The sequence below is a fragment of the Bacteroides sp. D22 genome (assembly GCF_000163675.1).
GTDB classification, from domain to species: Bacteria; Bacteroidota; Bacteroidia; order Bacteroidales; family Bacteroidaceae; genus Bacteroides; species Bacteroides xylanisolvens.
This window is the reverse complement of sequence record NZ_GG774806.1, coordinates 26,300-40,489: the sequence shown is the minus strand read 5'-3', so window position 1 is coordinate 40,489 and position 14,190 is coordinate 26,300. Positions and strand designations below refer to the sequence as shown.

Genomic DNA, 14,190 nt, shown 5'->3' with positions numbered 1-14,190 from the left:
AAGTCTTTTATATTTTCTTTTTTATTCTAATATGGGAAACAATGCAAAACTCATAGTCGTGTCTGCTGTCGGATTGCGTCAGGGAGGTACTTTGACTATTCTGAAAGAGTGCCTGCAATATCTTTCTACCTGTGTACGTGAGGGGCATGTACGTGTGATAGCCATTGTACACGACAGAAGGCTCGCGGAGTTCAACGGCATTGAGTATATTGAATTGCCGGATGTCATCAAAAGTTGGACTCGCCGGTTATGGTGCGAATATATAACCATGCACCGCATTTCTCAACGATTACCCGGGATTGATTTATGGCTTTCACTGCATGACACCACCCCTCGTGTGATAGCCAAACGACAGGCGGTCTATTGCCAGACTTCTTTTCCTTTTTATAAGCGGACGTGGCGTGATTTTTATTTCAACTATAAGATAGCCCTATTTTCACTGTTCACCCGTTATGCTTACAGGATTAATGTTCACCGTAATCAGTATATGATAGTACAGCAGTCATGGCTAAGGGAGGGACTTAGCAGGATGTTAGGCGTGGGCAAAGAGAAATTTATCGTAGCACCGCCCCGACGTATGGCAGTCAAAGTGGAAACGGAGAGCGTGAATTTGCCTTGTTTCACATTCCTATATGCTTCCGCACCGGACTGTCACAAGAATTTCGAGGTATTATGTCAGGCCGCCAGGCTTTTGGAGAAGGAAAAAGGAAAAGGCTGTTTTAAAGTGGTGGTCACGCTGTCCGGAAAAGAAAACCGTTATACCCGCTGGCTTTATAAAAACTGGCACGATGTGAACTCAATCGAGTTTGCCGGATATATGAATAAGGAAAAGTTATATGGTTACTATCAGGCCGCACATTGTTTGGTACATGCTTCCAAAGTAGAAACCTGGGGCTTGCCGATTTCCGAATTCGGTGAAACGGGCAAACCCATGTTACTTGCAGATCTTCCTTATGCTCATGCTACAGCTTCGGGCTTTCATGCCGTAGGCTACTTCAATGAACACAAACCGGAAGAATTGAAAAGACTTATGAAAGAAATGCTGGAGGGGGATCATAGGTCTCTATCATCCCAACCTTCGACTGCCATAAAGGGACTCTATGTGTGTTCATGGCGGGAACTGTTTGAAAAATTACTGCCTGCTTCCATTTGAATCTGCTATGAAAATTCTACATCTAGGAAAATTCTATCCGTTGAAAGGAGGAATGGAGAAAGCCATACTGGATATTGTAAGAGGTATCTCAATGCAAGGCGTCACGTGTGACCTGTTATGTGTTTCAACAGAAAAAGCCGGTGTGTTTCCGTTAAATGAACACGCCCATATTTATGCCATGCCTTCTGTTTGTAATGTCAATTCAGTGAGGATTTCCCCCTTATTGATACCCACACTCAGAAAGCTTTGCCCGAATTACGACATTATCCATATTCATTGCCCGAATCCTATGGCCAATCTGGCACTTTATCTGTCCGGTTACAGAGGTAAGGTCGTATTGCATTGGCATAGCGACATATTGAAACAGAAATATGCCCTGAAACTTTACAAGCCGTTACAGACATGGTTGATAAGGAGGGCGGATGTGATAATCGGCACGTCACCGGTATATCTAGAGAATTCACCGTTTTTGCGCGGAATGGAACACAAGTTCAGAATCGTTCCTTTGGGGTGTGAGGCCATAGTTCCGTCAGCAGATAGGGTTAGCGATATCAGAAAACAATATAAAGGGAAAAGAATCATATTTGCTTTAGGACGTCTGATTGCCTACAAGGGGTTCCGCTTTCTTATAGAGGCCGCTAGGTATTTGGATGACGGTTATGTTGTGTTGATCGGTGGTACCGGGCCTCTATACAACAAATTATTGAAACAGATAAATGAGGAGAATCTTCAAGGGAAAGTTTGCCTTTTAGGATATGTTACCGATGATGAAGTGGCGCAATATTATGGTGCCTGTGACGTGTTCTGCCTGAGTTCCGTATGGAAAACCGAAGCGTTCGGTTTGGTACAGATCGAAGCCATGTCGTGTGGTAAGCCTGTGGTGGCGACCAATATAGAAGGTTCGGGAGTTCCCTGGGTGAATAGAAATGGATATTCCGGCCTTAATGTGGAACCGGAGAATCCGGAAGCCTTGGCAAAAGCCATTATGAAGATTACAAGCTCGGAAGAGGCATACCGCACTTATTCCCGTCAGGCACGTGCACATTATAACAAGATGTTCGTCAAGGAACGTATGTTGGCCGGATATGAACAAGTGTACGCTTCCCTGTATCATGAAAAGTAAACTCTAAAATCTAAAGATATATGTTTATAGAACGATTAGTTGCATTGTTGTTGCTGTTTGCCGGTGAATTCGCTTATCTGAGAATTGCGGACAGATTCAACATCATAGACCGTCCCAACCAACGCAGCTCACACAAGAAGAACGTATTACGGGGAGGAGGTATCATCTTTCTGTTAGGAGTCTGGATGTATGCCTTTCTGAATACGACCGGTTATCCTCTGTTCATAGGAGGAATGACCTTGATTGCGAGTGTGGCTTTTATAGACGATGTATGTTCCCTGTCTCCCAGGTTTCGCTTTTTCGTCCAGTTTGTGGCAATGTTCCTGCTATTACAGGAAGCCGGAATGCTTGTAGAAAACAAGGTTTGGTTTTTACTGCCTACCATGATACTGGGTGTTTGCATCATCAATGCCTACAACTTCATGGACGGAATCAACGGTATGACCGGAGCATTCAGTCTGATGGTATTGTTCACTTTCTGGCTGCTCAACAGGGAAATGGCTTTCATAGATGCCACATTGATAGAATTGCTGATGATATCCGCTTTGGTATTCTGCTTCTTTAATTTCAGGAACCAGGCCATCTGTTTTGCGGGTGATGTCGGTTCTGTAGGAATGGCGTATTGTGTAATCTTTATTTTGCTGAAACTGGTGCTTTTCACCGGGAATGTCACTTATCTGTTATTTCTGGTGGTATACGGTATTGACACGGTGTTGACGATTTTCCATCGTTTGCTGTTGCACGAAAACCTGCTTCAGCCGCACCGCAAGCACCTGTTTCAGTTGTTGGCTAATGAAGGGGGACATTCACATGTGACAGTCTCTATTACTTATGTGCTTTTGCAATTGGCCATATCGTTAGGCTATATATACCTGCCGATTGACAAGTGGCTGTACTCCGTAATTGTTACCATCGGTTTGGTTACGGCATATCTGATTATAGAACGAAAATTATATCCGAAACATAAGGAGTATCTTAAATCATTGTCATGTGCAGTTATGGATGAAGGGTACTCAGAAAAATGCTTGCGTAATGAAAATTAAATCAAACCTGAAACTCCGCAGGATAGGCAACCGCCACATGATTGTGGAAGTCTCCGACAGTTGCGTGAACCTGACGAACGTGTACAGCTTGAACGGGACCGCCGCCCGGCTCTGGGAGATGGTCTGCAACGGGGAAGGCCGTACAGCGGGGGAACTGGCGGAGGGACTCTGCAAGACGTATGATGTGGAATACGGGCGCGCCCTGCGCGATGTGGAACGCCAGATAGAGGAATGGGAGAAGATGGGGCTGCTGTCCCGGCGGGGCACCGGCGATTGAATGCTTACACTGAAAGGACAAAGGCATCTTGTGATCCCTTACCGGAGTGCCTGCTTTAGAAAACGGATTCCATGGAGCTTTCTTCGGAACATAAGGCGTTGTTCAGCCTGCTGCGTGCGGGGCTGTGGGAGAGGGAGCCGGACGACCTGTCACCCTTCCCGCTTACGGACGCGCAGTGGTGGAACGTGTACCGGATGGCGGTGCGCCAGACCGTGACGGGCATTGTCTGCCGCGGCCTGCACCACCTGCCGGAAGCGCTGCTGCCCGGCGACGCCCTGATGATACGTTGGGTGGCGGAGACCGACCGCATCGAGCGGAAGAACAGGAGGATGGACGCGGTGGTATGCCTGCTGGCGCAACGGATGGGCCGTAACGGCCTGCATCCCGTACTGCTGAAAGGCCAGGGCGTGGCCGCCTTCTATGAACATCCGCTGACGCGCGAATGCGGGGACATCGACCTCTGTTTCCTTTCGGAAGAGGAGGAACGGGAAGCCGCGGAGCTGATGCGCCGGGTCGGGTGCCGGACGGAGAAACAGCCGGACGGAAGCAACTGTTACAGCTGGCAGGGAGTGGAGGTGGAACACCATACCCGGCTGTTCGACCTTCATAACCCGTTGCTGAAAGTCTACCTTTCCGCACTGGTCAGGGAACACGGGTTCACGGAGTTCCGTCCGGGCGGAAGGGACGGGCTGCCGGAGGGCAACCAGTCCGGGGAGTTCCCAGCGACAATCTCCGTGCCGTCGCCCCTGCCGAACCTGCTGTTGCTGAACGCCCACCTCCTGAAACACCTGCTGGGGCACGGTGTCGGCCTTCGGCAGTTCTGCGACATGGCGCGGGCCTACCACACCCTGTGCGGAAGCTACTCCCCCGAGGGTCTGGAAGCCGTTTACAGGCGGACCGGCTTGCTCAGGTGGAGCGCGCAGCTCCATACATTCCTGACGGAATACCTCGGGCTGCATCGCGCCGAACTTCCTTATGCGGATACGGATGCATGTTCCTCTCCCGAACTGCTGTGCATCGTGCTGGAGGGAGGGAACTTCGGACAGTACGGCGGCACCAAGGGCAAGGCTTCCCAGGCAAGGTGGGAAAGGAAACTGCGTACCTTCCTCTCCTTCTGGAAACACCGCGGCTTCTCCAGCGCCTACGCCCGCAAGGAGGCGTTCTGGATTTCGGTAAGACTGATAATAGGAAACCTCAGATGAGAAACGAATATTTTTTCAGGGTGGCGGGGCTGACATTCTCCGTCATCCTTCCCGGTGGGCTGGACGCAGAGACGCTGCTGCCCTCCTTCCGTCCGTTCCGGTGCGGGGAATGCCCGGAAGGGGAACGGATTTTCCGGCTGCTTGCCGACACCCGTCCCTTTGCGGATGACGGGAAACGCGCGGAGCTGCTGGACGAGTCGTCCAACGACATGGGGCATGTATGCCTTCTGCGCATTCCCGGCGGTTACCGGACGGAGATAAGTTACGGCCCTATGGATGGTGGCGCACATCTCATGACTGTGGACACTGCTTTTGACGATGCCACGGCCTTCCTCCGGGTGGAGGACCCGTCCATGGGGGAGGTACTGTCGTCCATGCTCCGCATCCTCTACGCCCAGGCGGCACTCGGGCGGGACGCCGTTTCCGTCCATGCCTCCTGCGTCAGCCTGAAAGGCAGGGGCTACCTTTTCCTCGGCAAGAGCGGCACGGGCAAGAGCACGCACTCCCGGCAATGGCTGGAGGCCTTTCCGGACTGCCGCCTGCTGAATGACGACAATCCCGTGCTGCGGATAGAGGACGGCATGGTATCGGTCTACGGCACGCCGTGGAGCGGGAAGACACCCTGCTACAGGAACGAGCGCCGTCCCGTGGCCGGAATCGTCCGCCTGCAACAGTCCGGCACGAACCGGTTCACCCCGCTTGAGGGGCCGGAAGCTTTCGCCGCATTGCTGCCCTCCTGCTCCGCCATCCGTCAGGACATCCGCCTGCATGACGAACTTTGCCGTATCCTGATACGGGTAACCGAACAGGTGCCCGTCGGACGGTTGGAATGCCTGCCCGACCGGGAGGCCGCATGGCTCTGTTTCGAGAGCCTGTACGTGCGGGATGCGAAAGCCCGGGAAGTACGGGACGGCCTGCCGGAGAACGGCGGACTATGAACGATGATTGATAAACCCTAAATAAAGCAAAGAAAGCAATGAAAAGAAAAGACTGTTTTTGGATTGTGGCGGTGGCAGTGCTCCTGCTCTCCTCCTGCAGTTCGTCGAAGAAATTCGTCTACCTGCAGGACATGGAGATGGGGCTCGGCTATCCGTATGACACCAGGTATGAGGCGGTGGTGCATGCCAACGACCGCCTGGACATCACCGTGAGCAGCAAGAACCCCGAGCTGTCCATCCCGTTCAACGCGGGCGGCGGGGCCTTCTCGGTGGGTGCCAACGGCGCGGTGACGGAGTCCGCTGCCGTGAAGAAAGGCTACCGTGTGGACGTGGAAGGGAACATTAGTTTCCCCATCCTGGGCAAGCTGCATGTGGAGGGGCTGAAGGTGAGCGAGGTGACCGCCCTGATACGCAACCGCATCATCGACGGGAAGTATATCAAGGACCCGCTGGTGTCGCTGGAGTTCCTCAATTTCAAGTATTCCGTCCTGGGCGCGGTGGGCAACACCGGCACCTTCTCGGTGGAGGGCGACCGCATCACCCTGCTGGAGGCCATCGCCAAGGCGGGCGATGTCACCCAAAGGGGCCGGGTGAACCGTGTGGCGGTCATCCGTGAGGAGGACGGGCAGCGGGTGATGTACCAGCACGACCTGCGCAGCAAGGAGCTGTTCGAGTCGCCCTGCTTCTACCTGCAACAGAACGACATCGTCTATGTCGAACCGAAATACCGCAAGCAGGACCGCGAGGACAAGGGCTGGAAGTACACCACCGGAATCCTCTCGTTCATCACGGCCGTCTGCTCCGTCATCTGGGCCATCAAGTAAACACATCTCTGAATTATGCAAAACAACAGTTTATCCAACAAGAACGAACAGGGCGTCAACTTAGTGGACCTGTCCGTCTATCTGCTGTCGAAGTGGAAGTGGTTCGTGCTGTCCGTGCTGCTTTTCGGGGGGATGGCGTGGTACCACTACGCCAAATCCCCGCTGGTGTTCTTCCGCTCCGTCACGGTCATCATCAAGGACCCGTCCAACAAGACCTCCACGGCGGGGCTCGACCGCTACGACAACTATATCAACAAGGTGAACGTGGCCAACGAGATTCTCCAGTTCCGTTCCAAACGGCTGATGCGCGAGGTGGTGCAGCGCCTGCACGCCGACGTGGACTACCGTGTGGAGAGCGGGCTGCGTATGAACGAGCTCTATACGCTGTCTCCGGTGAACGTCTCCTTCATCAACGTGCTGCCCGAACGGCACATCTCGTTCGTGGTGACGCCCAAGGACGATGCGACGGTGACGCTTTCCGGGTTCGGGGGGCTGCCTGCCGCCAAGGATAGCTATGACGTGCGGCTGAACGACACGCTGGCCGTCGGCGGCGAGCGGATATTGGTGACGGGTACCGACCACTGGGGCAAGTCGTGGACGGGTCGCGAGATCCACGTCGTCAAGAACCCGCTGAACGCCGTGGCGGGACGCCTCCAGGGCAGCATGGGAATCCGGCAGGAGGAGGACGAGTCGTCCATCCTCGTGCTCTCGCTGAAGGACGGCTCGCCCCTGCGTGCCGAGGACGTGCTGAACACGCTGGTGAACGTGTATAACGCGGAAGCCGTCAACGACAAGAACCAGGTGGCGGTGAACACCTCTGAGTTCATCAACGAGCGCCTGCTCATCATCGAGCGGGAGCTTGGCGGCGTGGAGACCGAGCTGGAATCGTTCAAGCAGCACAACCAGGTGATGGACATCGGCTCGCTGGCCGGCCGCTACATGGGCGAGGCACAGGCCTACAGCGCCGACGCGCTGGAGCAGGAGACCCAGCTGAAACTGGCGCGGTTCATCAAGGAGTACCTCACCGACCCCACGAAAAGCCGTGACCTCATCCCCTCGGGGACGGGCATCAGCGACGCCGCCGTGGAGGGGCAGATAAACCAGTACAACGCCCTGAAGCTGAAGCGCGACAAGCTGATAGCCGACAGCAGCGAGAGCAACCCCGTGGTGGAGGAGCTTAACAACAGCATACACGCCCTGAGGCAGAGTATCATCCGTGCGGTGGACAACATGATTGTGGGGATCAACATGAAGCGCAACGACGCGCGCAGCCGCCAGGAGCAGGCACAGGCGCGGTTTACCACCGTGCCCACCAAGGAACGGCAGATGCTCTCCATCGAGCGGCAGCAGAAAATCAAGGAGGCGCTCTACATGTTCCTTCTCAACCGGCGGGAGGAGAACGCCCTCTCGCAGGCGATGGCCGACAACAACGCGCGCACCATCGACAGCGTGGACGGACCCGCGGGACCCATCTCACCCGTGCGCAACCGCATCCTGCTGCTCGGGGTGCTCGTCGGCCTGGCCGTCCCCGGCGTGGTGTTCCTCATGATCCTCTTCATGGACACCCGGGTACACAGCCGCAAGGACCTGAAGGGCGCGGTGAGCATTCCTTTCCTCGGCGAAGTGCCGCAGGACAAGGAGGCGGCGAAAGCGGGTGTTGCCGTCGGCGAGGAAGACGGCATGCTGGCCGAGAGTTTCCGCATCCTGCGCACCAACATGACATTCATGGTGAAAAAAGACAAACCGATGCAAGTCGTCACCTTCACTTCGTTTAATGAAGGTGCGGGAAAGACGTTCATTTCCCGCAACCTTGCCATGAGCCTCGTGCTCACCCGGAAACGTGTGGTGCTGGTGGACCTCGATATCCGCAAGGGCACCCTGAGCCGCCACTTCCATAAACACCCGGTGGGCGTGACCAACTATCTGGCCGACGACTCCATCCGCCTGGACGACATCATCCACACCGACGGGAAATTCGACAACCTTGACATCATCTCATCTGGTACGGTGGCACCCAACCCTGCGGAGCTGCTCATGGACGAACGGCTTGACGCGATGGTGGAGGAACTGCGCCAACGCTACGACTACATCATCGTGGACAATGTCCCCGTGGGCATCGTGGCGGACGCCACTATCACCAACCGCATCAGCGACCTCACCATCTTCGTGGTGCGCGCCGGCCGCCTGGACCGCCGCCTGCTGCCCGACATGGAGGAGCTTTACCGCGATAACAAGCTCCGCAACATGGCAATTATCCTCAACGGGGTGGGCCCGCACCGCCGTGGCTACGGTTACGGATATGGATACGGGTATGGCTATGGTTACGGATACGGGAAACACGGGAGAAGGAAATGACCGATATACTTCAAGCATTTACGTTTAATCTTTTTAAATATAATTACATTATGACACAAGAAATCAGGTATCAGATTAACGGGTGGCCGGAAAAGACAATCCATGCCGGCACAGCCCCGTCAAGAGGTCCCGGGACAAGTCCGGAGGCGATGACGGAACCTCCCTTACAGATACGGGGGCGTATGCTGCCCTATACGGAAGCCGTATAAGGCAGCTTATCACTAAATAAGGATACATTAACTTTTTAAAACATTAAAGTATATGGACGAAAATGAAAACAAAGGCTTAAAAACTTACGAGTCTCCTTCCACGAAGAAAACTCAGGTGGAATTGGAAGGAAACCTGTGCGGCTCTACTAGTCACACGGCTCAGTCGCCCGGTACAACAACTACGGCTCAGGAAGTCAACCAATCTTTTGGAACAGCGAATGACTTTACTAATGATTCTTGGGATAATAACTAATGAATAAGAACATAATCTGAATGAATATGAATAAGAGATTTTTGATTCCGGCTCTTGCTTGGTCTTTGCTGGCTTTAAGCTTTGCCGGTTGTACAGATGACAATATGTCGGGTAGCGATCCCCTGCCGGAAGGTACGGAATTCGATTTCGGCACCACGGTTGAGTCTAACCGGACGCGCACCTATTACGATCCCGCGGATGTGGCGGATCCGGACGCTACCTCCTGGAAGATTTTCTGGAACTATGAGTCTTCTTTGGACCACATCTACATCTATTCCCCCCAGGCGTTGGCAAGCGCCAATCAGGCTTCGTACACCGTCCAGGCCACGAAGGACATGGTAGGGCCGGCTCCGGTTGCCAAGGACGGCGATGTTGGTGTGCAGACAAGTGGCGTTTCGAATTACGATTTCTATGCCATGTATCCGGCAAAGGCTGTAAAGTCGGGTAGCGGCAAGGACACATCGCTTTCTGCCACAATGCCCGACAGACAGACGGCTTCCACCACGGAAGTGATGACGGACGAAGCGGTTGGTGAGTTCCAGACTACCGCTGACATGGACTGCGCGCTGATGATCGCGAAGAAAACGGGTTATAATCCCGCTACCGAGAAGACCGTGAATCTGGAGTTCGAACCCTTCGCATCGATGGTTGACATTACCGTGAACGGCACCATCAAGAACAATACGCAGAGTGATGTGCGCGTCACCTCTGTCATCATCGAGGCAGACGCTCCTATTGCCGGTAGCTTTACGTACGATTACAAATCAAAGGAATTTACCTTCGGCGACGACGCCTCGAACAGCATTACGATCGATACTAAATTCGCCGATGAAGCTGGCGACAGGGTGGGTGTCATGATGGACGATGGCAGCCAGCTCAAGGTGAGCGCCTTCATGATTCCGAATCCGAATGTCACGTTGTGTAAGGTAACGGTCGTGACTGCAGATGCACGGACTCTGACCAAGAATTTGAATATGACCAACTTCGAGCCGAGGCAGATTCACTTCGTGAAACTTCCGAAGATTAACGTTAAAGATTTGAAGTTCGATTACACGATTTGGCTGTCGCAGCTCGATCCGAACATCTACCTTTCCGAGATTTCGTTGCCGGGTTCCGTGCTGTCGTTCAACTATCTGATGTCGGACACATACAAGAAGACTCAAACAATGGAATTGAAAGACCAGTTCAATGCCGGTGTGCGTGTGTTCCAGTGCCATGTCAATACCATCGCTCAGACCTCCTCGATAGATGGCGGCTCCACGTCGGTGGGTATCGCTGATTCTGATGGTAATAGCGTATTGAAATCTGACAACAGTGGTTACTGGACCCTCGGCGACGTACTGATAGCACTGCAAAAGGAGATGTCCGGAACCCACAAGGATGAGTTCTGCGTGCTCGCCATCTCCGACTGGATTAGCGGCATAACTACGGCACAGTTGTCCACTTTGTACAGCCGCCTGAAAGTCGTGCTTGACAAAGTCGAAGACATGGGACTGATTGCAACCGGTATCAATCCCAACACCACCATCGGTGACGTCAAGGGGAAAGTGATTGTCAAGGTGCAGCTTAACGACGGATACACCGACGCATGGAACCAACTGTCCGGAGCCAATGTATGGATGAATACCTTTAATGAGGTTGCTGAAGAAAATGTGTATTATTCGCCCATGCCTTATGGCGCTCAACCTAATAAGAATGCCGGTGGCACATCGGCTTCGGCTCTGACCGAGAACATGAATATCATCTACTCTGATTGTGCCAATCCGATAAAAAAATCTAAGGGTTTATCTGGTCTTGAGTGGCGAAGCGGCATTCAAGACAACGCAACAGCCGTTCTTGCCGCATACAGCGATAATTACGAATCAACCAAACATAATAACTTCTCGATGACCTATTTGGGAGGTTGCGGCGCTATACGTGAACATTTCGTCACTGACGATGAATATTACTATCCTTCACAAGTTGCTTCTACCCTTAACAACCTTTGGCTTCACAACAACAACAAACCGGCAGCGAAGCCATGGGGTTGGGTAATGTTCAACTGCGTAGGCACTGAGGCGACTACCACTCAAGGCATCCAGGCCGTGATTGAGCACAATGCGGATCCGGAGTTCAAGCTCGCCCGCCGTTCCGCTGCCAAGGCAAAGCCTTCGGGTGACACGAAGGGTATTGCCAACGGTGGTACTGTATTCTGATTCCTTTTTACCTGCAAGGCTGCACGGCCCGTGCAGCCTTGCAAACTAATTCTATAGAAAAGAAAATAGATGAAAAAGATATCAATTGCAAACGCAATAACCGTGCTGGCCGCATCGGCATTCCTGATAGCTTGTAATGCCTACGACCAAGATTTATCACCGGGAGGCAACACCGTAATCGAGGCTGTTTGCCCAGCTCCTGCACTTGAAGAGCCAGCGACACGTACGGCTGTCGATCCCACAGCGTATACATCCGGAGAGATTGGCATCAACTGGCTGCCAGCCGACCGGATCGGCGTGTACAGCGCCACGACTGCCAATGCCTGCTTCACCAACCAGAGTGATCAGGAGACCGACAAGACCTCCTTCGCAGGTAATCTCCAGAACGGTGAGACTCCCCTGTATGCCTACTATCCCTATACGGAGACGGCGGGCACCGCTCCCACGGCTTTCAAGGGCACGCTGCCGCTGACCCAGCACTATTCCACCGCCACCCGCGAACTGGAAGGCGACTGGAAGGTGGGCACCCCCCAAGGCAGCTCCGCCTCAAGATTCACTTTCGAGCACATCTTCGCCTTCTTGAAGTTCGACATCAACGCCGGTGGCACCGACGTGGCGGGTGAAAGGCTGCTGAGCGTGTCGCTCACCGTCCCCGACAAGCAGCTCGGCGGCGGCTTCACTTGTGACCTTTCCACCCGTGCCGTCACCTTCACGCCGGCCACCGATGCCTCCACCGTGACCATGGAATGGACGGATACGCCGGAACTGTCCGCCTCCACCTTCCACGGCTACATGAACGTGGCTCCCGTCACGGGCATTGCGGGGACGGAAATCAGCATTCAGATCAAGACCAACCTGCACATCATCACCTTCACCGAGACGATGAAAGCCGATGCGTTCAAGTCCAATACCTATTACACGGTACCTCTCACCCTGTCGCGCTTCAAAGACAAGTGGACGATGGAGGAGAATCCCGATGCCAAGGAGGAGAACGCCGCTTGGGTGACCGGCCTGCAGAGCCGTCTGGCATGCGCCAACACCGTTTTTGCCATTGCGGGGCAACCCTTCATGCACAAAATCCGCGTGCCGCAAAGCACCTCGCAGCAATATCATGCGGTTGTGCCCGTAAAGAATGGCGTCAAGCGTGTCTACAACCTGCCGGAGGGACTGACCTGGAACGCCGGCCGCTGCCTTGTGGAAGGTAAGGCTCCCGCCGCCGGCGACTATGTCTATTCGGTGGAATTCACCGTAGGGGGCGCTACCTATAAAGAAGGCATCAAGCTCCACGTGGCCGTCCGGGCCGCCGATCTCCAGTCACCCACCCCCATGATGGGTTGGCAGACCTGGAATGTCTTTAAAGACAAGATTGGCTACGACATCCTCGCGAGCCAGCTTGTAGGAATGAAGGAAAAAGGCCTCATTGACGCCGGTTACAGATACTTCGGCGTAGATGACTGCTGGCAGGTGAAAAGTGAGAACGACAACGGCCACCAGATTCCCGATGCAAGCAAGTTTCCCACGGCGAATGGCGTAAACGGCATGGCGCGCATGGCGAACCTGATTCACGACTACGGTCTGAAAGCCGGTATCTACACCGATTGCGGAACCAAGACCTGCGAGAAGTACTTCGCATCGTACGGCTACGAGGAACTCCATGCACAGGACTATAAGGGCTGGGGCTATGACTTCGTGAAAGAAGATTGGTATTATGACCTTGATATGGCTCCTGTCGGTGCGACTCCATCGACTTTCGTTGATGGATATGCCGGTCTGGGTAGCTATTGGAACACGTCCGAAATGGCGCAGGAACTCTACACCAAGATGGGCAAGGCGCTTAACGACCGCGGCCTGATGCTGTACGTGTGCGAATGGGGTATCCACGACCCATGGAAGTGGGGTGCCGAGACCGGTGCTACCTGCTGGCGCATGACCTATGACCACCGTGACGGCTGGTGGGGTAAAATCGACAGTGGTCTGTTTGGTAAAAAGAATGACGGCGATGAGAATGCTAACGGCGTGGGTGTGCACAACACCATCGTACTGATGCGCCACCTTTGGCCGTATGTCGGAATCAACCGTTACAATGATGCCGACATGATTTGCGTCGGTATCCGCGGTAGCGGCCAGTCGTCGAGCGACTGCGTTTACAATCAGGCGGGTGGACTCACTTCAACCGAAGCCGAGACCTCGTTTGCCATGTGGTGCATGTGGAGTTCTCCTATCCTTCTGGGCTTCGACATGACCAAGGATATGAGTTCGGCCGACTTGGCACACGACCTCGCGCTTGTCAAGAACGAGGAGCTTATCGCCATCAACCAAGATGCCTTAGGGCAGGGCGCCGAGTATATCAAGAGTGCTGACGGCATTGATTACTATCAGAAAGACCTCGCTGACGGCGATGTGGCGATTGCCGCTGTCAACCTCAGCGATAATTCTGCAACTTACACCATTTCTATGGCCGACTACGATGCTCTTGACCTAAGTGAATCTTATTCGGCAAGAGATCTTATCGGACAGAAAGACGCAGGAACCCTTTCTGCTTCGTCATCGTTGACCGGCTCGCTTGCGGCACACGGCACCTTTGTCGTAAGGCTGAAAAAGCAGTAAGCCTGGCTCTT

At 53.8% G+C, this 14,190-nt stretch carries 12 protein-coding genes; all 12 read left to right on the top strand.

Annotated features, from left to right (window positions below):
- The first annotated feature begins 31 nt into the window (after positions 1–31).
- The 12 genes from HMPREF0106_RS12635 (at position 32) to HMPREF0106_RS12690 (ending at position 14,179) form a co-directional block, all read left to right on the top strand.
- Positions 32–1,153, top strand: coding sequence for a glycosyltransferase family 4 protein (locus HMPREF0106_RS12635; protein WP_009039953.1), 1,122 nt, complete (start codon positions 32–34; stop codon positions 1,151–1,153).
- A 7-nt stretch (positions 1,154–1,160) separates the two neighbouring features.
- The gene (locus tag HMPREF0106_RS12640; protein ID WP_009039952.1) at positions 1,161–2,276 is read left to right on the top strand and encodes a glycosyltransferase family 4 protein; all 1,116 of its coding nucleotides are present in this window, start codon (positions 1,161–1,163) and stop codon (positions 2,274–2,276) included.
- 20 nt (positions 2,277–2,296) lie between these two features.
- Complete coding sequence (locus HMPREF0106_RS12645; RefSeq protein WP_009039951.1) at positions 2,297–3,319, top strand: MraY family glycosyltransferase; 1,023 nt, start codon at positions 2,297–2,299, stop codon at positions 3,317–3,319.
- Positions 3,309–3,596, top strand: coding sequence for a PqqD family protein (locus HMPREF0106_RS12650; protein WP_009039950.1), 288 nt, complete (start codon positions 3,309–3,311; stop codon positions 3,594–3,596). The genes HMPREF0106_RS12645 and HMPREF0106_RS12650 overlap by 11 nt, the downstream gene beginning before the upstream one ends.
- Before the next feature lie 71 nt (positions 3,597–3,667).
- Positions 3,668–4,798, top strand: coding sequence for a nucleotidyltransferase family protein (locus tag HMPREF0106_RS12655; RefSeq protein WP_009039949.1), 1,131 nt, complete (start codon positions 3,668–3,670; stop codon positions 4,796–4,798).
- Positions 4,795–5,736, top strand: a complete 942-nt coding sequence (locus tag HMPREF0106_RS12660; RefSeq protein WP_009039948.1) for a hypothetical protein — start codon at positions 4,795–4,797, stop codon at positions 5,734–5,736. The genes HMPREF0106_RS12655 and HMPREF0106_RS12660 overlap by 4 nt, the downstream gene beginning before the upstream one ends.
- A 38-nt stretch (positions 5,737–5,774) precedes the next feature.
- Positions 5,775–6,560: a polysaccharide biosynthesis/export family protein gene (locus HMPREF0106_RS12665; protein WP_009039947.1), complete on the top strand. Its 786-nt coding sequence runs from the start codon at positions 5,775–5,777 to the stop codon at positions 6,558–6,560.
- 15 nt (positions 6,561–6,575) lie between these two features.
- The gene (locus HMPREF0106_RS12670; protein WP_009039946.1) at positions 6,576–8,915 is read left to right on the top strand and encodes a GumC family protein; all 2,340 of its coding nucleotides are present in this window, start codon (positions 6,576–6,578) and stop codon (positions 8,913–8,915) included.
- Between the two features lie 50 nt (positions 8,916–8,965).
- A complete protein-coding gene (locus tag HMPREF0106_RS12675) occupies positions 8,966–9,124 on the top strand; it encodes a hypothetical protein (RefSeq protein ID WP_225011880.1) in 159 nt (52 codons plus the stop codon).
- Between the two features lie 52 nt (positions 9,125–9,176).
- Complete coding sequence (locus HMPREF0106_RS12680; RefSeq protein WP_009039944.1) at positions 9,177–9,377, top strand: hypothetical protein; 201 nt, start codon at positions 9,177–9,179, stop codon at positions 9,375–9,377.
- A gap of 26 nt (positions 9,378–9,403) precedes the next feature.
- Positions 9,404–11,572 carry a hypothetical protein gene (locus HMPREF0106_RS12685; RefSeq protein WP_232286778.1) on the top strand — a complete coding sequence of 723 codons (2,169 nt, stop codon included), beginning with the start codon at positions 9,404–9,406 and terminating at the stop codon, positions 11,570–11,572.
- A gap of 69 nt (positions 11,573–11,641) precedes the next feature.
- Positions 11,642–14,179, top strand: coding sequence for a fimbrillin family protein (locus tag HMPREF0106_RS12690; RefSeq protein WP_009039942.1), 2,538 nt, complete (start codon positions 11,642–11,644; stop codon positions 14,177–14,179).
- The last annotated feature ends 11 nt before the right edge of the window (positions 14,180–14,190 follow it).